The 20,895-nt window shown below is 53.9% G+C and carries 15 protein-coding genes and 1 tRNA gene; 11 read left to right on the forward strand and 5 right to left on the reverse strand.

Annotation, left to right across the window (positions count from 1 at the left end):
* Positions 1 to 21 precede the first annotated feature (21 nt).
* Positions 22 to 834 (forward strand): ZIP family metal transporter, encoded by an 813-nt coding sequence (locus tag NMK_RS02195; protein WP_109014383.1) that lies wholly within the window; start codon positions 22 to 24, stop codon positions 832 to 834.
* Here the strand turns inward: NMK_RS02195 and NMK_RS02200 are convergent.
* The gene (locus tag NMK_RS02200; protein WP_109014124.1) at positions 814 to 993 is read right to left on the reverse strand and encodes a hypothetical protein; all 180 of its coding nucleotides are present in this window, start codon (positions 991 to 993) and stop codon (positions 814 to 816) included. The genes NMK_RS02195 and NMK_RS02200 overlap by 21 nt on opposite strands.
* Positions 994 to 1,122: 129 nt before the next feature.
* Here NMK_RS02200 and rimO point away from each other — a divergent pair, with 129 nt between their 5' ends.
* Both rimO and NMK_RS02210 read left to right on the forward strand, forming a co-directional pair.
* A complete protein-coding gene (gene rimO, locus NMK_RS02205; RefSeq protein ID WP_109014384.1) occupies positions 1,123 to 2,439 on the forward strand; it encodes a 30S ribosomal protein S12 methylthiotransferase RimO in 1,317 nt (438 codons plus the stop codon).
* A gap of 62 nt (positions 2,440 to 2,501) precedes the next feature.
* Positions 2,502 to 2,576: transfer RNA gene (locus NMK_RS02210), tRNA-Val, on the forward strand.
* A 291-nt stretch (positions 2,577 to 2,867) separates the two neighbouring features.
* On the opposite strand, the gene NMK_RS02215 is transcribed toward NMK_RS02210, so the two are convergent.
* The 3 genes from NMK_RS02215 to NMK_RS02225 form a co-directional block, all read right to left on the reverse strand.
* A complete protein-coding gene (locus NMK_RS02215; RefSeq protein ID WP_109014125.1) occupies positions 2,868 to 3,827 on the reverse strand; it encodes an alpha/beta fold hydrolase in 960 nt (319 codons plus the stop codon).
* Between the two features lie 148 nt (positions 3,828 to 3,975).
* On the reverse strand, positions 3,976 to 4,431 hold the full coding sequence (locus NMK_RS02220) for a nuclear transport factor 2 family protein (RefSeq protein WP_109014126.1): 456 nt from the start codon (positions 4,429 to 4,431) through the stop codon (positions 3,976 to 3,978).
* A 27-nt stretch (positions 4,432 to 4,458) separates the two neighbouring features.
* Positions 4,459 to 5,952: an efflux transporter outer membrane subunit gene (locus NMK_RS02225; RefSeq protein WP_109014127.1), complete on the reverse strand. Its 1,494-nt coding sequence runs from the start codon at positions 5,950 to 5,952 to the stop codon at positions 4,459 to 4,461.
* 87 nt (positions 5,953 to 6,039) lie between these two features.
* Here NMK_RS02225 and NMK_RS02230 point away from each other — a divergent pair, with 87 nt between their 5' ends.
* The 6 genes from NMK_RS02230 to NMK_RS02255 all read left to right on the forward strand — a co-directional run bounded on the left by NMK_RS02230 (position 6,040) and on the right by NMK_RS02255 (position 16,421).
* The gene (locus NMK_RS02230) at positions 6,040 to 6,657 is read left to right on the forward strand and encodes a TetR/AcrR family transcriptional regulator (RefSeq protein WP_109014128.1); all 618 of its coding nucleotides are present in this window, start codon (positions 6,040 to 6,042) and stop codon (positions 6,655 to 6,657) included.
* A 73-nt stretch (positions 6,658 to 6,730) separates the two neighbouring features.
* Positions 6,731 to 7,843: an efflux RND transporter periplasmic adaptor subunit gene (locus tag NMK_RS02235; RefSeq protein ID WP_109014129.1), complete on the forward strand. Its 1,113-nt coding sequence runs from the start codon at positions 6,731 to 6,733 to the stop codon at positions 7,841 to 7,843.
* Positions 7,840 to 10,902, forward strand: a complete 3,063-nt coding sequence (locus tag NMK_RS02240) for an efflux RND transporter permease subunit (RefSeq protein ID WP_109014130.1) — start codon at positions 7,840 to 7,842, stop codon at positions 10,900 to 10,902. Before NMK_RS02235 ends, NMK_RS02240 begins: the two co-directional genes overlap by 4 nt.
* Before the next feature lie 39 nt (positions 10,903 to 10,941).
* A complete protein-coding gene (locus tag NMK_RS02245; RefSeq protein ID WP_109014131.1) occupies positions 10,942 to 11,253 on the forward strand; it encodes a DUF1330 domain-containing protein in 312 nt (103 codons plus the stop codon).
* 38 nt (positions 11,254 to 11,291) lie between these two features.
* The gene (locus tag NMK_RS02250; RefSeq protein ID WP_109014132.1) at positions 11,292 to 12,689 is read left to right on the forward strand and encodes a DHA2 family efflux MFS transporter permease subunit; all 1,398 of its coding nucleotides are present in this window, start codon (positions 11,292 to 11,294) and stop codon (positions 12,687 to 12,689) included.
* Between the two features lie 852 nt (positions 12,690 to 13,541).
* The gene (locus NMK_RS02255) at positions 13,542 to 16,421 is read left to right on the forward strand and encodes a PAS domain S-box protein (protein ID WP_109014133.1); all 2,880 of its coding nucleotides are present in this window, start codon (positions 13,542 to 13,544) and stop codon (positions 16,419 to 16,421) included.
* A 19-nt stretch (positions 16,422 to 16,440) separates the two neighbouring features.
* Here NMK_RS02255 and NMK_RS02260 read toward each other — a convergent pair whose 3' ends face one another.
* Complete coding sequence (locus NMK_RS02260; protein WP_109014134.1) at positions 16,441 to 17,736, reverse strand: NAD(P)-binding domain-containing protein; 1,296 nt, start codon at positions 17,734 to 17,736, stop codon at positions 16,441 to 16,443.
* Between the two features lie 203 nt (positions 17,737 to 17,939).
* Between NMK_RS02260 and NMK_RS02265 the strand changes: the two genes are divergently transcribed.
* Positions 17,940 to 18,725, forward strand: coding sequence for a hypothetical protein (locus NMK_RS02265; RefSeq protein WP_146187119.1), 786 nt, complete (start codon positions 17,940 to 17,942; stop codon positions 18,723 to 18,725).
* A gap of 4 nt (positions 18,726 to 18,729) precedes the next feature.
* Positions 18,730 to 20,724 carry a cytochrome c3 family protein gene (locus NMK_RS02270; RefSeq protein WP_227871326.1) on the forward strand — a complete coding sequence of 665 codons (1,995 nt, stop codon included), beginning with the start codon at positions 18,730 to 18,732 and terminating at the stop codon, positions 20,722 to 20,724.
* Positions 20,725 to 20,895: the final 171 nt, after the last annotated feature.

Genomic DNA, 20,895 nt, shown 5'->3' on the forward strand with positions numbered 1-20,895 from the left:
AGCCCCTTTATAATGTCCGGCATGACTATTCTTGCTGCCATTCTTGCCGCCAGCTTGCTGGGCGGTGTGCTGAGCGTCCTGGCTGCCGGCTTCGTTGCCTTCCAGGCGCGTGCGACCTGGGTACCGGTGCTCGTAAGCTATGCCATCGGCGCGCTGCTGGGTGCGGCGTTCCTCGAGATTATTCCCGAGGCTTTCGAATCTGGCGCCAGCGCCCAAAGCATGGCGGCTACGGTACTGTTCGGCATCTTGCTGTTTTTCGTGCTGGAAAAACTGGTGTTGTGGCGCCACTGCCACGGCGAAGAATGCGAAGCCCACGGCACGCATACGCATGAAGAAACCACTTCCGGCCATCATTATGGGCATGATGGGCACGACCACGGCCGCAGTGGCTTAATGATCACGGTGGGCGATACCTTCCACAACTTCGTGGACGGTATTCTTATCGCCGCGGCGTTCTTGACCGATTTCAAACTGGGCGTGGTAACGGCGCTGGCCATCATCGCGCACGAGATTCCCCAGGAAGTCGGCGATTTCCTCATCCTGCTGCACTCCGGCTACACCAAGCGCCAGGCGATTTTGCTCAACCTCTTGTCGAGCGTTGCGACGCTGGTCGGCGGCGTGCTGGCGTATTACCTGCTGGGGACGATGAAAGAAGTGGTGCCCTACGTCTTGGGCTTGGCGGCGGCTAGCATGATTTACGTGGCCGTGGCCGACCTGATTCCTGGCCTGCACAAGCGTCCTGAATTGCATGCGACTGCACAACAAGTCGTGCTGATCAGCCTGGGCATCGGCTCGATCTGGCTTACCAAAGTGTTACTCGGCGATCTGGCCTGATTTATTGCGCTTGCGCTGGGGTGTGCCCACCAGCCAGAGAAACAGGCCGCAAGGCAGCACGCCGTAGAACAGAAAAGTCAGGATGCCGCCGGTAATGCTGGTTTCCGTGATGGCCATCATGAAGGTGACGTAAAGCCACGCGATTGCGACGATATACATAGCGCCAAGGCTAGCATATTTTGGCATCGCCCCGGCCTTCCATTGAAATATCCCTAAACAATCAAAAGGCTATGGCTGTGGGCTAAGTGGTTGTATACTGCACCGTTTTTCATCGCGGTCGCAGTTTTTATGTCCAAGCACACCCCCCAAGTCGGTTTCGTTTCCCTCGGTTGTCCCAAGGCGTCTTCGGATGCCGAGCGCATCCTCACCCAATTGCGGGCAGAAGGTTACGAGATTTCCGGTTCTTATCAGGATGCCGACCTGGTCGTCGTCAATACGTGCGGTTTCATCGACTCGGCCGTTGAAGAATCGTTGGACGCGATTGGCGAAGCCTTGGCCGAAAACGGCAAGGTCATTGTGACTGGCTGCCTCGGGGCCAAGGGCAACGTGGTGCAGCAGGCGCATCCCAGCGTGTTGGCCGTAACCGGTCCACATGCGTTGGAAGAAGTGATGGGAGCCGTGCACGAGCATTTGCCCAAGCCACACGATCCCTTTATCGACCTCATCCCGCCGCAGGGAATTCGTCTCACGCCGGACCATTTTGCTTATCTGAAGATTTCTGAAGGCTGTAACCACCGATGCAGCTTCTGCATCATTCCATCCCTGCGCGGCGATCTCGTGAGCCGTCCCATCGGCGACGTGATGAGCGAGGCCGAAACCCTCGTGCAATCCGGCGTGAAAGAGCTGCTTGTCATCTCGCAAGACACTTCCGCTTACGGCGTGGACGTCAAATACCGCACCGGCTTCTGGAACGGCCGCCCGCTCAAGACGCGCATGACAGAACTTGCCTCTGCTTTGGGCGAACTCGGCGCTTGGGTGAGGTTGCACTATGTGTATCCCTATCCGCACGTCGACGAGGTCATCCCGCTCATGGCGGAAGGCAAGATCCTGCCGTATCTAGATATCCCGTTCCAACACGCTAGTCCGCGTATTCTCAAGGCAATGAAGCGTCCGGGCGACATCGACAATACGCTGGCCCGCATCCGCCGCTGGCGAGAGATGTGTCCCGATCTCGCCATACGCAGCACCTTTATCGTCGGCTTCCCCGGTGAAACCGACGAAGACTTTGAACAATTGCTGGATTTCCTGGAAGAAGCCGAACTCGATCGCGTCGGATGCTTTACCTATTCTGCGGTGGAGGGAGCGGCCGCCAACGCGTTACCAGGCTCGGTGCCGGAAGAGGTCAAGCTGGAGCGGCAGGCGATCTTCATGGACACGCAATCCGAAATCAGCGCTGCCAAACTCGCCAAGAAAATCGACCGCCGCATGACTGTGTTGGTGGAAGAAATCGACGAAGAGGGTGCCATCGCCCGCAGCTATGCCGACGCACCGGAAATCGACGGTTTGGTCTACATCAGCAACGGCGAAAACCTCCAGGTGGGCGAATTTGCCGAGGTCGTCATCACCGATGCTGACGCCCATGACCTGTGGGCCAAACTCGTTTAAATACGCCCGATTCGGTTGACCGGGGTCCGCTTTCTATGATTTAATGCGGGCCTTCCTTCGTTGGGCGGTTAGCTCAGCGGTAGAGCACTGCCTTCACACGGCAGGGGTCACTGGTTCGATCCCAGTATCGCCCACCATACGAAAGCGAAGAAAAATCAATAGGTTACGAACTTTCAAGTGTCTAATAAGTTTAGATTCTTAGGGGTCGTAACCTTTTGTTTTTATTAGATACGGGTTTATCCAATTAGACACTTTTTGGTCTTTTTTTCTGGATATTTCTTACCCGAAAAAACCAGGGATACTTTATTACTTCCCCTTTTCTCCTCCTTCAAATACCCCAGTGTCTGCTTCTGGATGGAGCCCCGCATTTAAGCCGGGAGAAGTCATCTAATATAAGACACAGCTTCTCCCTTTCAGCCAAAATTAATCTACGCTTTCACTAGACTAAAATCTTTGATGTGATGTATCACTGCTTCGGGTGCATCAAAAGGTAAGAAATGCCCGCCCTTGTGAATGGTGGCCGCCTTCACTCCGGGAACTAGGGATTCGTCGTAGCGTCTTTCCTCGGCAAGCGACCAGTCATCCGACCCCCAAAGGATCAAGGTCGGTACGTTGATATTGCGGTATTGCGAGCGGGCATGTTCCCAGCTTGCAGCATTTCTGAGGAGTTTAAGGAAGGCACGGTAATGGCCGCTGCGGTTGCCCACGTCGTACATCTCTTTCATAAGTGCGGGGGAGATAGACTTTGGATCACTGACTCCGCCAGACAAAACAGCCTTCATGATCTCGAAATTACGCAAGCGCACCACGGTTTCGCCAATAAATGGAATCGCTGAGACCATGACAATAACGCGTCCAAGCGAGGAAGATCGAGCCAATCCTTTTCCCTCGTAATAATCGTAGGGGTTGATGGGGATAATTCGCGCCACGCGCGGATTGCGACGTGCTGCCACTAGCAGGGAAATGCTTGCGCCGATGGATACGCCCGCCAGGGTGACATCCTTAAGGTCAAGGGCATCGAGAAAACCGACGACATTATTCACGAAGAATTCGGCATCGTAGGACCCATCCGCAATATCGGAATATCCGTGCCCGGGATATTCAGGGGCATAAACCGTGAAATCCTTGCTCAGTTCCGGAATGACTTTATGAAATAGATCGAGTTGTGTTCTGAGTGTGTGGAGCAATACCAGAGCAGGGCCCTGGCCACTTTTTAAATAGCGGATATTGACCCCGTCTACCGTGACGTAGGAGGGCTTCAAGCTTGGATCCCAGGGCATTGTCTCAGGCGTTTTGGGGACGGGTCTTAGCGCTTCGACTAAAAAGGATACCAGCCAAGGCGCGGCCAGCGATGCGATCAGGATAAGCAGGACAGCTGTGATATTCATTTTCAACTCCCTTGTAATAATTTGAATAGATTTAACGGGCTGATTCTTAATTCAATTTCGGGCAGTAGATTGGCTGACAAGGCCATATTTCCAGCAATACGATTGACAGGCCAGCAATCCAATCGCTGGCCTCATTACCGCCCTTTTACTAGGTCACAATTTGTTCGGCGACAGCTTCCTTGAGACCGGCTGCCGCTTGTGCAGCAAGCGCATTGGCTGCTGCTTGCGAATCCTGAAATTCCTCGAGTGCATGGACTTTGCCCCACCGCAGAGTGAACACGTGGAGGCCACGATTAGCGTATGCCTCGCCGTTAAGCAGCGTTGCAGTGCCGTCCCATTGAACAAATACGGTGGTATTCCCCGGCCAACCTGTCACCCAGATATTGTCAACCTTGATATGGAGATTGGGCTGGACGCGGCCTAGGCGCTCAAACCAGCGGCGCAGGGCTGCTTTGCTATGGCGTTCTCCGGCAAGCGCGTGAGTGCCGGAAACGCGATGATGTACATCCGGGGCGAGCGCTTCCGTCGCCTCATCCCAGCGATGATTGTTGACGTGGTCGAAGGTTTGCCGAATTTTTTTCTTGACGATGTAACTGTATAGCATTGGAGTTCTCCAAATGATTAAAGTCAGTTAATGCGCTGCCGAACTGATTGCTGCTTCATTTGCGATAGCTGGCTGTAACCCCAGATTGCTTCCTTCCCACCCTCCACCCAGTGCCTTGAAGGTTGCCACTGCGGCTCGCGCCGATTGCGCTTGTGCCTGGGCTTTTGCATCGGAAATTTTTAAAAGATTTTCGTCTGCATGCAGAACCTCGATCAGGCTGACGACCCCTTTCTGATAAGCCGCAAGCGCGGAATTTCTTGCCTGGCTCAATGATGTTTCTCCTTGAGCCAGGACGCCTGTTTGTTCTTCGCTCTTAACCAGCGAGGACAGGGCGTTCTCGACATCTTCTGTGGCATGCAGTACCGCTTGGCGGTATCCGGCAAGCGCTTCCGCTTCATTGCCTCGTGCGAGTTCGACTTGGGCATCGATACGTTTGAAATCGAAAAGACGCCAGCGCAAGCCGAGCACGCCTGATGCCTGGCTCGCTCCGCTGCTGAACAGGTTGCCGGTAGAAATAGCGGTAGCCGTTCCTAGTAAGGCAGTGATGGAAAATTTGGGGTAGTACTCAGCAATGGCCGCCCCGATTCTTGCATTGGCGGCCACCAGGCGACGCTCCGCCACGATGAGGTCGGGCCGGCGCCTTAATAGGTCGGAAGGGGTTCCCATGTCGGAGATTTGCGGGGGAGATGGAATATCCTGAACCGGAGCAAGTTCCGACCGATAAGTGCCGGGGGGAACGCCCAGCATGACATCGAAGGCATTCAGTGCCGTATCCAGACCAGCCTCAAGCGCCGGTATAGTCGCCTGGGTCTGAGCCACAGCTCCTTCAGCCTGATTCACCTGGAGTTTGGGTGCTAGCCCCTTGCCGTAGAGCAAGCCCACCATCTTCAGCAGCTTTTGTTGGGTTTCGAGTTGATGCTTGGCGATGGCGATGCGAGATTGCAGGCTGCGAATGGTGATGTAAAGGTCGGCGGTTTGCGCGGCGACTGCTAGACGTGCTGCGTTCTTACTGGCTTCCGAAGCCTGATACTCGGCAATGGCGGCTTCCTGATCACGATGTAGTCCGCCAAAAACATCCATTTCCCATGAGGCGCTGATGTCCGCTTCGTAGAGGCTGCCGTTCCGATCGTAATTTGGCGTGGCATTCAGTAATTGGCCTAAGGGCGTTTCCAGTGATTGGTGATTTTTTGCCGCACTTGCACTGACGTAACCTGAGGGGAGCAAGGCGACATCAGCCAGACGAAGACCTGAACGGGCCTGACGAATCCGTGCTGACGCTTGTACTAAATCCAAGTTTTGTTCGAAAGCACGCAATACGAAGCGCGACAGCAATGGGTCGTTAAACCCTTCCCACCAGGTCCCAAGATCTGCTTTTGCCGTGGAGGTGCGCTGTTCTGCTTGGCTTTTACCAAGATATTGATCAGGGAGCGCGACTTCCGGCTTCTTGTATTCCGGACCGACGGCGCAACCTGCCGAAATGGCAGCCAAGACAAAAAAGACAAGAGCGCGACGAGGAAACATAATATTCTCACTCGAAATTTATTCGTGACTATATTACCACTTGGTCACAAGTTGTCAAATGTCAAAAGTAGGGGTAACTTATTAAGTATGAACAAATCAATTTCCAAAGCGACGCCCCTGAGGGGGCCGGCTGACCATAATGTTCGCACTCAAATTGTTGAGGCGGCTGAAGAGCATTTCAGTCATTACGGGTATGAGAAAACCACCGTATCCGATTTGGCCAAGTCCATCGGATTCTCAAAGGCGTACATCTATAAATTCTTTGAATCGAAGCAGGCGATCGGTGAGGTGATCTGTGGCAATTGTCTGAATTCAATTATCACCGGCGTTAAGGATGAGGTTGAAAAGGCTTCTTCTCCTTCTATTAAGTTTCGTCATTTTTTCAAGAAGATGGTTGCGTCAAGCGTCGAGCTTTTCTTCCAAGATCGAAAGCTTTACGAGATCGCCGCCTTTGCCGCGAGCGAGAATTGGGCGCCGACCATTTCCTATGGAAAAGAGGTCAAGCAGATTATCGAAACGCTCGTACGCGAAGGCCGTGAAACAGGCGAGTTCGAGCGCAAAACACCTATTGATGAAACCGTCGATGCCATCTATCTCGTGATGCGACCGTTCATCAATCCATTGCTGCTGCAATACAATCTCGACCTTGCCGAAGAAGCACCCTCCCTGCTTTCCGCTCTGGTGTTACGAAGTCTCGCCCCGTAAAAATATATGTGACTATTGACTAAATTAGTCACTGTTGTGACAATGGGCCCCTGCCTTAATGGAGGGGATCCTCATGCGACGTCCACAATTCGTTTCACTTGCTGTTACCGGTATTTCATTCCTGGCTTTAATCGGGTGTGCCGATAAAACAATTCCTGATGCGCGCACCCAACCGCCGTTGGTGAGGGTGGGGAGTGTTGAAACGGCCTCTCCTGCATCACGCACGTTTACCGGTACGGTGGCAGCACGGGTACAAAGCGACCTGGGTTTTCGTGTTTCGGGGAAAGTCCTGGAGCGTTTGGTGGATGCTGGTCAACATGTAAAACTTGGCCAGCCTCTCATGCGCATCGACCCCAAGGATTTGCAATTGGAGACGCAGGCACGTCTGGAGTCTGTTGCGGCGGCTAAGGCTCGGGCTGATCAAGCCGCAGAAGAGGAGATCAGGCATAGGGACTTGGTGGAGATCGGGGCCGTTTCCGCTTCAACCTACGATCAGGTCAAGGCCGCCGCAGATGCAGCCAAGGCACAACTCAATGCCGCAGAAGCACAAGCCGGCGTCGCCAGAAATGCATCCAGCTATGCCGTTTTGCTCGCGGATGCCGATGGCGTTGTCATGGAGACTTTGGCTGAACCTGGACAAGTGGTCGCCGCAGGTCAGACCGTCGTGCGGATCGCCCGATCCGGACAGCGTGAAGCCACCGTCAACTTGCCGGAAACACTGCGCCCCGTGCTGGGTTCCACAGCCCAAGCTAACCTTTTCGGCAAGGAGGTTTCCGCTCCTGCAAAACTTAGGCAGCTTTCAAGCGTGGCGGACGCGTTGACCCGCACATTTGAGGCCAGATATGTGCTGGATGGTGCGCTAGCCGATGCCCCGCTAGGTGCCACCGTGACCATTCGCATTCCTGAAAATCGCACTACGCCGCAAAACTTTCTCCAAGTGCCGATTGGCGCAATTTTCGATGCAGGAAGCGGCACGGGGGTTTGGGTCATCGAAGGATCGCCCACGCACGTCTCCTGGCGCGCAGTGAAGGTTCAGGGACTGGATGACTCCTATGCCCGCATTGAAAGCGGTCTCAAGACAGGCGATCAGATTGTCACCCTCGGCGCCAATCTGCTGCGAGAGGGTGAAAAGGTCAGGGTGGCAGGCAGCGAAGGCACAACCCACATGGCTGGAGAAGTTCGATGAGCGCTTTCAACTTATCCGCACTCGCCGTTCGTGAACGTTCCATCACGCTGTTCCTGATTATTTTGATTTCATTGGCCGGTGCGATCGCCTTCTTCAAGCTGGGTCGCGCGGAAGATCCGCCGTTTACCGTCAAAACGATGACGGTGATTACGGCTTGGCCGGGCGCAACCGCGCAGGAAATGCAGGATCAGGTCGCCGAGAAAATCGAAAAGCGGATGCAGGAGTTACGCTATTACGACCGGACGGAAACCTTTACCCGGCCGGGCTTGGCGTTCACCACTGTAACTTTGCTGGACAGCACGCCGCCGTCCAAGGTGCAGGAAGAGTTTTATCAGGCACGAAAAAAGATTGGCGACGAAGTCCATTATCTGCCCGCTGGCGTAATCGGCCCGTTGGTAAATGACGAATACTCCGATGTGACGTTTGCCCTGTTCGCACTTTCTGCCCAAGGCGAACCGCATCGATTACTGGTGCGGGACGCCGAAAATATGCGTCAACGCCTGCTGCACGTGGCCGGTGTGAAGAAAGTCAACATTATTGGCGAGCAGCCAGAACGCATTTTCGTCTCCTTTTCGCACGACCGCCTGGCGACACTCGGTATTTCGCCGCTAGACATTTTTGCAGCACTCAATAGCCAGAATGCGCTGACCCCTGCCGGCTCTATCGACACCCAGGGGCCGCAAGTCTTTATTCGCATCGACGGCGCCTTCGACCAATTGCAGAAAATCCGCGATACGCCCATCACGGCGAAAGGACGCACACTCAAACTGTCTGATGTCGCCACCGTCGAGCGCGGCTATGAAGATCCGGCCACGTTCATGGTGCGCAACAACGGCAAGCCGGCCATCCTGCTGGGGGTCGTCATGCGCGACGGCTGGAACGGTCGCGAGCTGGGCAAAGCCCTCGATACCGAAGTTTCTGCGATCAATGCTGAAATCCCTCAAGGAATGGGGTTGAGCAAGGTCACCGATCAGGCCGTCAATATTGCCTCAGCTGTCGACGAGTTCATGGTCAAGTTTTTCGTGGCGCTCCTGGTGGTTATGGTCGTGAGCTTCGTGAGCATGGGCTGGCGGGTCGGACTTGTCGTGGCCGCGGCCGTGCCGTTGACGCTGGCGGCCGTCTTCGTGGTCATGGGTGCTACGGGCAAAAATTTCGACCGTATTACCTTGGGTTCGCTGATCCTCGCGCTCGGTTTGCTCGTGGATGATGCCATTATCGCCATCGAAATGATGGTGGTGAAAATGGAGGAGGGCTACGACCGCGTTGCCGCTTCGGCCTATGCGTGGAGCCATACCGCTGCCCCCATGTTATCCGGTACCTTGGTTACTGCCATTGGTTTCATGCCGAACGGCTTTGCCCTGTCCACGGCGGGTGAATACACCAGCAATATGTTCTGGATTGTAGGCACCGCCCTCATTGCATCCTGGGTCGTGGCGGTGGTATTCACACCTTACCTGGGGGTGAAAATGCTGCCCGACATCAAAAATATCGAAGGCGGGCATCAAGCCATTTACAACACCCCCAACTACAACCGTTTTCGCCGACTTCTGGGAAATGTCATCCGCCGGAAGTGGATAGTGGCCGCTATCGTGATCGGTGCGTTCGTCACCGCCATCCTCGGCATGAGCATCGTCAAGAAGCAATTTTTCCCGACCTCGGATCGGCCGGAGGTGTTGATCGAAGTTCAGATGCCTTACGGCACTTCCATCGAACAAACAAGTGCTGCAACAGCCAAGGTTGAAGCCTGGCTGGCGAAACAAAAAGAAGCCAAGATTGTTACGTCTTATATCGGACAAGGCGCGCCGCGCTTTTACCTGGCGATGTCACCCGAGTTGCCGGATCCTTCTTTCACAAAGATCGTGGTCAGGACAGACAATCAGGAGCAGCGGGAAGCGCTGAAGTTCAGGTTGCGCCAAGCTGTCGCTGACGGGCTCGCACCGGAAGCTCGCGTGCGTGTCACGCAACTGGTGTTTGGTCCGTACTCGCCGTTCCCCGTCGCGTTCCGCGTCTCGGGGCCCGATCCGGAAAAGCTGCGCGAAATTGCATATCAAGTGCGGGCCGTCATGGATGCCAGCCCCATGATGCGGACCGTAAACACGGATTGGGGTGCCAAGGCGCCTACGCTGCACTTCACGCTCCAGCAGGACCGGCTTCAAGCAGTAGGTTTGACGTCGAATAGCGTTGCGCAGCAGCTTCAGTTCTTCTTGAGCGGGTTGCCTGTGACCCTCGTTCGCGAAGACATACGCTCAGTGCAAGTAGTTGCACGTGCGGCAGGAAATGTTCGTCTTAATCCCAGCGAAATCGGTGCATTTACCTTGGTGGGTGCGTCGGGACAACGCGTGCCATTGTCGCAAATCGGTACTGTCGAGGTCCGCATGGAAGATGCCACGTTGCGCCGTCGTGATCGTACCCCGACCATCACCGTTCGCGGCGATATCGCTGAAAATCTGCAACCGCCCGATGTGTCTACGGCCATCAAGGCACAATTGCAACCCATCATGGCGAAGTTGCCGGCTGGCTATCGTATCGACGAAGCCGGCGCGATCGAGGAGTCGGGCAAGGCGACCAAGGCGCTGTTACCGTTGTTCCCAATCATGGTCGCGCTTACGCTGGTCATCATCATCCTGCAAGTGCGTTCGATCTCGGCAATGATGATGGTGTTCGCCACGAGCCCACTTGGATTGATCGGCGTTGTGCCCACTTTGCTTCTGTTCCAGCAGCCTTTCGGCATCAATGCCCTGGTTGGACTGATCGCGCTGTCCGGCATTTTGATGCGCAATACCTTGATCCTGATCGGGCAGATCGAGCATAACCTCAAGGAAGGCATGGAGCGTTTTGACGCGGTGGTGGAAGCGACCGTCCAGCGAGCAAGACCTGTGATTCTTACAGCATTGGCCGCCATCCTTGCGTTTATCCCGCTCACCCATTCCGTGTTTTGGGGGACGCTGGCTTATACCCTGATCGGTGGCACTTTTGCAGGGACAATATTGACCTTGGTATTCCTGCCTGCGATGTACGCGATCTGGTTCAAGATCAGGCCAATTCCATCGCAAAACTGATCATCCCCTCATTCCAATTAACCCCTATAGGAGATACCAATGGCACAACCCATGTTTGTTCTCGTACAGTTCAACGTGAAAGACTTTCCGAAATACTTCGAGCAATATGGCTCACTGATGAGCGCTGTGGTGGGGAAATTTGGAGGTCAGTTTCTTGCAGCTTCAGGTGATGTTGTAGTCCAAGAAGGCCAATCTAGCGGAAATCTCACCGCCATAATTCGTTTTCCTTCCAAAGAAGCGGCTACTGCAATGTATGAGTCTGAGGAATATGCGCCATTGAAGGCCAAACGCATCAACGAACTTACAGATGGCGGAAATCTGATTTTCATACCAGGCCTTGAAACAATATAACCCTGATAAAAATCGCGAGGCAGGTCTTATCAAGCACCATGAACTACCAACAAAATCCGTCAGTGAATCCATGGGCTGTATTTGGCATCGCCAGTCTTGCGACGTTTTTAATATCGATTGATTCCACGATCCTGTATGCCGCATTCAGCAGCATTGCGGCAAGTTTCCCTCAAGCCACTCCTGTCAGCATATCGTGGGTGATGAATGCGTACACGATCGTTTATGCCACCAGTTTGATTCCCGCTGGCGGCATCGCTGATCGGCTAGGGAGGAAGAAAGTCTTTATGTACGGTGTCGGGCTTTTTGTCGCGGCATCATTTCTTTGTGGCATCGCGCCTAATATATATGTGTTGATTGCCGCCCGGGTTCTTCAGGCGATTGGAGCCGCATTATTGGGGCCATCCTCCCTAGCGCTCATTTTGGAGGCGTTTCCGCAGTCCAAACGCGCTCAGGTCATGAGCAGCTGGGGCGCTGTGGGCGCGCTTGCGGCCGCAATAGGTCCTGGCTTGGGCTCCTTCATCATCGATAGTTTGGGGTGGGAGTGGGCTTTTTTTCTGAATATTCCGGTGGGATTGTATTGTCTGCTTAAAGGGATCCCAACCCTCCATGAATCCAGAAACTCACACACTCACATTCGACTAGATGTGGCGGGCATGTGCTTGATCATATTGTCGGTATCGTTGTTGACCACGTGCATTATTGAAATCAAATCAGCAAGTCTTTCATCGACTAGACTTCACCTGATGCTTACCACGGGTATGGGGCTGCTGGTCGCTTTTATTCTGTGGTGCAAGAAGACCACCGATCCGTTAGTCGATATGGGGCTTTTCAAAAACCCGACCTATCGGTTCGTGAATATGGCCGCAGTCTTGTTTTCCATTGCTTTTGCAATGATGTTCTTCTCGTTCTTTTTCTTCATGACGAACATCTGGCAATACAGTTTGCCCCAGGCTGGATTGGCGATGACCCCTGGGCCATTAAGCGTCATTCCAGTCGCCATCATAAGCGGCAAGATTGCGTCCAAAATAGGGCACAGAAGTATCCTGATAACAGGGTGCTTGATGTTCGCATCCAGTGCATTCTGGTATCTCACTATCCCGGGGCTCACACCTGACTACATCGGCAGTTGGTTACCCGCACAACTCATTACAGGCGCAGCAATTGGAATGGTGATGCCCTCATTGTCCGCTGCTGCGGTGCACAACCTGCCTAAAAAGGATTACGCGATCGGCAGTGCGATTAACCAAGCCATCAGGCAGATCGGAACAGTTGTTGGCGTAGCGATTACAGTAGTTCTTCTCGTGAATCAGCACATTCAGCTCAATGATTTTCACAAGATTTATGAGATTCAGATAGGCCTGGTGCTTGCCGCTGGGCTATTAGCGACGCGAGTAGATACAAGGCCGAAACCTGAAGAATCACGATCGGCTTTTTAAAATGGATTCTATAGTTGGATTTGACTAAGTGTTGAATCAGTTTCAAAAGTGAAGGGCTTAAGGATATCTGGTAAAACTTCATGCACGATTATTAGCCGCAACCGCAATATAGATAGCTTTTTACCGAGCACGATTTGCGTACAAAGGTCCGCAGAGATGGTAAAAGTCTTTGCCAGAGCCCAAGAATTACTCGCCCATGCCGACGCCAAAAAAACGGAGAAATTCCACCGTCGAAAACCTCAAATAATTGCCCTGGCAGGATAGGACATTTGCATTTTGCATAACCTCCCTGCTATTCGATCCCCTGTTTAACTACCGAACCAGTGACCCTCGATGAGCGGGAGTTTTTCAAAATCTATTAGACAATTCGGTTTTATTAGACAGTACCGCCCCGCAAACCCTCGCCCATGGCCTAGTTCGGGGTGGGCGGCACTGGTTCGATCCCAGTACCGCCCACCAAGTCCCCCCTCAAGGGGACGATCGAACGAAGGCCAATCAACCCGCGAAATTTTCGATAATTCGCGGGTTTTTTTGTTTTTCTTTATTTGTGTCTGTCCTGCAACAATCATTGATTAAACAATGGCGGTCCTATTAAAAATAGCGCGATCCCGCGTCAATAGCCTTTATTAGATTATTGTATTTTTTGTACATCAATAATATTCTTACGCACTGCATTTGAGTTCGGTTTAGTTTTCAACGAAACCTCGAGCTTCTCCTAAGAATCGAAATAAAACGGGGCTTGATTCGATATTGATTGGGAGATGTTATGGCAGGTGCTTGTGGTCGGTTCACAACATCAAGTAAGGGCTCGGATTTTCTCGCATCTTTGACTCACGTTGAAGGGCGGGGGGTATGCTGAAAGAACTCCGGGACCTAGCGAAGTCCAAAAGTAAGTTGTTGAAGGACGAACTCTTACATGAAGCCCTGCTGGCTGCAGACGACTATACCGACCCGGTCTTCAAGGAAATCATCGAGAAAGTCCCTTTCCGTATTTTCTGGAAAGATGTTCACTCCCGTTACCTCGGTTGCAACACTCAATTTGCGTGGGATGCAGGTTTAAAGCATCCTCATCAGATTGTCGGTAAGACCGACCATGAACTTGCCTGGAGCAATGAGGCAGAGCAATACATCGGCGACGACCTTGCAGTCATGCAGTCCGCCACCCCCAAGCTCAATTACGAAGAAACCCAAACGACACCAGATGGACGGCGCCTCTGGTTGAGAACATCCAAAATGCCATTTCGCGATGCCAATGATGTTGTCGTCGGCATCCTCGGTATCTACGAAGACATTACCGAGCAGCGCGGAATGCAATTGCAACTGGAGGCCGAGCGGCGTCGCTATACCACGGTGATCCAGGCCTCGGCCGAGGGATTTTGGCTGACGGACTCTCGTGGAGTGATTCAAGAAGTTAATCCGGCTTACGAGCACCTTTCCGGCTACACCAGGGAAGAATTGATCGGCCTGCATGTGACCGATCTGGAGGCCAAGGAGAGTACCGAGGAGGTCTTAAGTCATATTTCCAGGATTATCGAGAACGGCGGTGATTGTTTCGAGACGCTTCATCGGCGCAAGGATGGCTCACTATGGGATGCCGAAGTCAGCGTCAGTTTTATTGAAAACGGCGGTTATTTCATCGCGTTTTTCCGTGATATCACGCAAAGAAAGCTCCTGGAGAAAGCACATCGTGAGCAGGAAGCCCGGCTTGGCGCACTCCTTAATACGACCGCCATTGGTATCGTCGTTATCAGTGATCGAGGCGAAATCGAGGAGTTTAATTCTGTATGTGCCGACATGTTCGGCTACACGCGAGAGGAGTTGCTGGGTAAAAACGTCAATGTGTTGATGCCGGAGCCTGATAGTCGCAACCATGACAGATATATCCGGGAATATATGGGTGGCGGACCGGGCAGAATCATCGGCAAAGGTCGGGAAGTGGTGGCGCGAAAGAAGAACGGCGCGGCTTTCCCCATGGAGCTTTTGGTCGGCGACGTAGATCTGGCAGGGAGACGGGCGTTCATCGGCTTTGTAAAAGATGTGTCCGAGCGGAAGAAAACGGAACAAGAACTGCTGATTGCCGCCACCGCTTTCGAAACGCTCGAAGGCACCATGATTACCGATGTCGATAGCTGCATTGTGCGAGTTAACCAGGCCTTTACCAAGATCACCGGCTATAGTGCCGAGGAAGTCATCGGCAAGCGTCCCAACATCCTCAAGTCCGGCCGTCACGATAACGCTTTCTACCAGCAGATGTACCTCGATCTCAAGGCCAGGGGGCAATGGCAAGGCGAGATCTACGACCGCCACAAGGACGGCCACATTTACCCGAAGTGGCTCACCATTACCTCGGTCAAGGATATTGATGGACGCGTGACGCACTACGTCGCCAATTTCTTCGATATTTCCGAGCGCAAGGCGGCAGAAGAGCGGATTCGTAACCTGGCGTTCTACGATACCCTGACGGCGCTGCCCAACCGACGCCTCTTCCTCGAAAAACTGGAACATGCGACCGCTACCACGCGGCGGAACGCCCTGCATGGCGCGCTGTTGTACCTCGACCTGGATAACTTCAAGATCGTCAACGACAGCCAAGGGCACCAAGCAGGCGATGAGTTGCTGCGCGAGGTGGCGCATCGGTTGAAAGGCTGCGTCAGGCAGATCGATACTGTGGCGCGATTGGGCGGTGACGAATTTGTCGTGTTGCTGGAAGAACTGGACACGTTCGAAGACCAGGCGGCCAAGCAAGCCATGCGTATCGCCGAAAAAATTGCCGACGAATTAAGCGCCCCTTATACCCTCAACAATGTGTTGTTCCAGAGTTCCAGCAGCATCGGCATCGTGCTTTTTTCTGAAGGTGCCGTGAATATCGATACTTTGCTGATCCAGGCCGATACTGCTATGTACGAGGCCAAGAAAAGCGGCAAGAACACCTACCGCTTTTTCAACCCCGAGATGCAGCGCACGCTGGAAAAGCGCATCGAAATCGAACGCGAACTACGTCTGGCCATTGCGCATGGCCAACTTCGCCTCATCTATCAGCCGCAAGTGGACAACGAGGGCAGGCTGATCGGTGCAGAAGCCTTGGTGCGATGGCAGCATCCGCGGCTCGGGACTGTGCTGCCGGGCCATTTCATTCCACTTGCCGAAGAAACCGGGTTGATCCTCGACATCGGCAAGTGGGTGCTTGAAGAGGCTTGCCGCCAACTCGATACATGGAAAGACGATCCGCGATTCTCGAAATTGACGCTGGCGGTCAACGTCAGTGCCAAGCAGTTCTACCAGCCTTCGTTCGTCGATGAAGTCGTGGCCGTGCTCGAGAAATACCGCTTGCCTCCCGCCATGCTCAAGCTCGAGTTCACCGAGAGCATGGTGCTTGAGGATACCTACGAGGCGATCGGCAAAATGCTGGCGTTGAAGGAGGTGGGGGTGGGGCTGTCGATGGACGACTTCGGTACAGGTTATTCATCCCTGAGCTATCTGACGCGCCTGCCGTTCGACCAGCTCAAAATCGACCGTAGTTTTATCCAGGACATGCGAGAAAGCTCCGACTCGGCGCTCATCGTCCATACCGTGATAGCGCTGGGCAGCCGCCTGGGCATGAACGTTATCGCCGAAGGCGTCGAACGAGACGATCAGTATGCCCTGCTCAAATCGTTTGGCTGCCACAACTACCAGGGCTATCTGTTCAGTGCACCGATCGATATTCGGCAATTCGAAACGCTTTTGACTTGATTGGGAATGAGCTGGTGTTTCATGCAGCGACCTTCCCATGATGCGTTTCCACCATCACGCCGATCTCTTTCAATAACGGCGTAGGCAGGATACCACCGGCGCAAATGACTACGGCCTGGTTGGGAATAGTCACGAGTTGGCCGTTCCATTCAAGCGTGACATCGTTTTCGCCGATATCCTTGACGTTGGATTTCAGCATTACAGTCAGCGTCTTGGCCACTTCGGCGGCGTCCAGGTTCTGGCGGTTTTTCTGCTTGATGCGGCTAAAGGCCTCGCTGCGATAGGAGAGGGTGACCGTGGTACCCGGCTCTTCCGAGAGCGATATCGCGGCCTCGATCGCGCTGTCGCCGCCGCCGACGACCAGCACATGCTGTCCCCGGTATTGCTCGGCATCGATTAATCGATACACCACCTTGGGTTGGTTTTCGCCCGGCACATCCAGTTTGCGCGGCGTACCTCGCCGACCGATGGAAAGCAGCACGCAAGTGGCTTCGTAGCTGCCTTTTGAGGTTTGTACCGTGTAGCCGTGCTCGGACGACACGATCTTCTCCATGCGCTCGAAGAAATTGATCTTGATGCCGGTGTCGCGAACGATGCCGTTCCAGAGCTTGAGCAAATCCTCCTTGCGGATGTCGTAGATCTTCACCTCGCCAACCTGCGGCAGATTCATCGGCGCCGTCATGGTGAGCTTGTTGCGCGGGTAGTGATATACCGCCCCGCCCAGCGAATCTTCCTGCTCCAGTGTGACGTAGCGCAGCCCTAGTGCCTGGGCGCCTAGCGTGGCTGCAATGCCCGCCGGGCCGGCACCGACAATAATCACATCGTACGGCGCTTTGCCGCCTTTGTGCTTGGCGATGTGCTCGATGGCCTGTTTGCCTTGTTCCGTGGTCTTGCGGATCAACCCCATGCCGCCCAGTTCGCCGGCGATGAAAATGCCCGGTACGTTGGTCTCGAAATTCGGCTTGACTTGCGGAATGTCCATGCCGCGCTTTTCCGTGCCGAACACCAGTTGGATGCCCTTGACCGGACAGGCTGCCGCACAAGCGCCGTGGCCGATGCATTTGGCTGGCGTCACAAGAGCGCCTTTGCCGGCAATGATGCCGATTGCATGTTCGGGACAGGCCGGGATACAAGCGCCGCAACCGATGCAAAGGGCCGGATCGAAGACGGGATGCAGTGATGGCGGCTCGCCCATGCCGGACTCGAGCGCCTCTTGTAATTTGTGGCGATCCCGTTCGTCTGTCGTTCGCTGGCGACGCAAATAGAAGAAAAGTACCACCGCAAAGGGCAATCCGAACAGCAAAAGAAACGTCATTTGATCGAAACCTCAACCCCAGCCATATGCCGGGTATTTAACCATAATCTGTTTGTTATTAATTGGCATGCCCCTTGCATAGATGCCTTGCCATGGACAAGCGCAGGCTTATCACAGGGCTAAAACAAGAGCTTTATATCGAAGGCATGCCGGGCAATGCCAAGGCAAGAGGCGTGCCAAATAACAGCAGGGGGATAGCGAAGTTGATCATTTGGCCTTTTATCTTGATGGCCTCGGCGGGTTTGGGTTGGCTGGGGTGGGATGTTGCGCACGGCCATTACTACAAACCGGGCGACGAGATCGGCTACAACATGGGCTTGATCGGCGGCTTGATGATGCTGACCTTGCTGACCTACCCGATACGCAAGCATTTCCGCTTCGCCTTGCGCTGGGGTGCCATCAAGTACTGGTTCAGCCTGCACATGATGTTTGGGATTTTCGGGCCGCTCCTGGTGCTGTTCCATTCGACCTTCCACATCAATTCGATCAATGCCGGCGTGGCGCTGTTTTCCATGGCATTGGTAGCAGGCAGCGGCGTGATCGGACGCTATGCCTATCGCCATATCCACCGCGGCCTCTACGGCAGCAAGCTCACGCTCAACGAGTTGAAAAATGAATTGCTGGGTAGCGAGAGCGAAGCGGAATCGAAGCTCAAGAACCATCCCAAGGTATTGCTACTGCTGCATGATTTTCAGCAATACGCGCTGGAGACCAATCCAGGTTTTTTCGGCAAATTAGTCAAATTCATGACGCTGCCGATCCGTCGCCAAATTGCCAATTTGCGCTGCACGATCTATATGCCGCGCTACTCTCGTAATTCCCGGAAGCGGCGAGAAATGGTGCTGGATTACCTTTACGCCGTCGAGCGCGTCGCACAATTCGATATGTTCGAGCGCATTTTCAGCCTATGGCATGTCGCCCACATTCCCCTGGTTTACTTGCTTGCCGCCACGGCAATTTGGCACGTGATCGCGGTTCACATGTACTGATCCTATGTTGATTCGATTGATATTTTTGGTGCTGGCGCTGTTGGCAACGACGGCTGGGGCCGATAGCCTGGAATCCGCCATCATGCCCGGCAAGGTCATCCAGGGACACGCCAAGTACGAGGAAGAGTGCAAGAACTGCCACAAGCGCTTCGATAAATCCGCGCAGAACCAGCTCTGCATGGACTGCCACAAGGAAGTCGGCAAGGACGTGACCTTGAAGCAGGGTTTCCACGGCAAGCAATCGACAGACAAGGATTGCCGCGAATGCCATACCGAACACAAGGGGCGGGCGGCCAAGGTCGTCCAGCTCAACGAGAAAACTTTCAAACATGGCGAGACGGATTTTCCGCTTAAGGGCAAGCACGCCGACGAGAAGGTGAAATGCGCGGATTGCCATCAACCCAAGGCCAAATGGCGCGAAGCACCGCATGGCTGCTTCGATTGTCACCGCAAGGACGACGACAAGGCCCACAAGGGTAATTTGGGCAAGGATTGCGCCAAGTGCCACTCCGAAAAAGACTGGAAAACGACCAATTTCGACCATTCCAAGACACACTTCGAATTGCGCGGTAAGCACGTCGATGTTAAGTGCAAGGAATGCCATATCGACAACAAGTACAAGGACGCGCCGACGAAATGTATCGAGTGCCACCGCAAGGACGACGACAAGGCACACCACGGGGTGTTCGGCGCCAAGTGCGAATCCTGCCACGGCGAGAATAGCTGGAAGAACGACCTGCATTTCGATCACGACAAGGACACGCATTTCGTCCTGCGCGACAAGCACCGCGATACCAAGTGCCTAAGCTGTCACAAGTCGGCGGCAGAAAAGCTCAAGTCGACCTGTATTTCCTGCCATCGCAAGGACGACAAACACAATGGCACCCTAGGCGAGAGGTGCGAGGAATGCCATAACGCCCGCGACTGGAAAACGCCCAAGGGCTTCGATCACGACAAGGACACGCATTTTCCCTTGCGCGACAAGCACAAGGAGGCTAAATGCGATAAGTGCCATACCACCGGCCTGAAATACGAGAAGCTAGCGCTGGATTGCTGGTCCTGCCACAAGAAGGAGGATGAAAAGGCGCACAAGGGCGATTTCGGCAAGAAGTGCGAGAGCTGCCACAAGGAAAACGACTGGAAGAAGACTTTCTTCAACCACGACAAGGACACCAAATACCCGCTGCGCTTCAAGCATGGCGACGTGAAGTGCGACAAGTGTCATACCGGCAAGCTCTACGAGCAGAAGCTTACCCAGGTTTGCTACGACTGCCACAAGAAGACGGACGACGACAAAGGCCATCACGGCAACCTAGGTGACAAGTGCGATAAGTGCCACAGCGAAAAGAGCTGGAAGGACACACGCTTCGATCACGACAAGGACACCAAGTATCCGCTGCGCTTCAAACATAAGGAAACCAAGTGCGATAAATGCCATACCTCGCCCGGATTCCGCGACAAGACGCCGTCCGATTGCTATGCCTGTCACAAGAAGGACGACAAGCACAACGGCCAGGAAGGCAAGAAATGCGAGGATTGCCATTCCGAGAAGAGCTGGAAGGACGATGTACGGTTCGACCACAACAAATCGCACTTCCCCTTGCTCGGTAGCCACGTCAAGGTCGAGTGCAAGAAGTGCCACGACACGGCGGAATTCAAGAACGCCAAGTCGGACTGTTATTCCTGTCATAAGAAGGAAGACAAGCACGAACTGAGGCTAGGTAAGAAGTGCGATAGCTGTCACAACGCCCGCGATTGGAAAACCTGGGATTTCGATCACGATCGGCGAACCAAATACCGTATCGACGGCGCGCACAAGAAAGCCGAATGCACGGATTGCCACAAGCGACCTATGGCGGGTGACAAAGTGCTGACACCTACGACTTGCGCAGGCTGTCACGAAACCGAGGACGTCCATGAAGGCGGTTTCGGTAAGCGCTGCGAGCGGTGCCATACCACCAGTTCGTTCAAGGACATCAAGCCGCAAGTTGGCCGCTGACGGGGCTGTCTCCGATAGGAGACAGCCTATTCCATATTAAATCATGGTGTTAAGCTAAAACATAAAAATTAGCGTCTCCTTATTGAGACAGCTAGGTCATTCTCTCTTCCGATAAACCCATATTCTATAAACATTGCATTCCTGGCATGGGTATTGCAGTAATGGTCGGGG

Origin of the sequence: Novimethylophilus kurashikiensis (genome assembly GCF_003112435.1) — a bacterium.
In the GTDB taxonomy this organism is placed as follows: Bacteria; Pseudomonadota; Gammaproteobacteria; order Burkholderiales; family Methylophilaceae; genus Novimethylophilus; species Novimethylophilus kurashikiensis.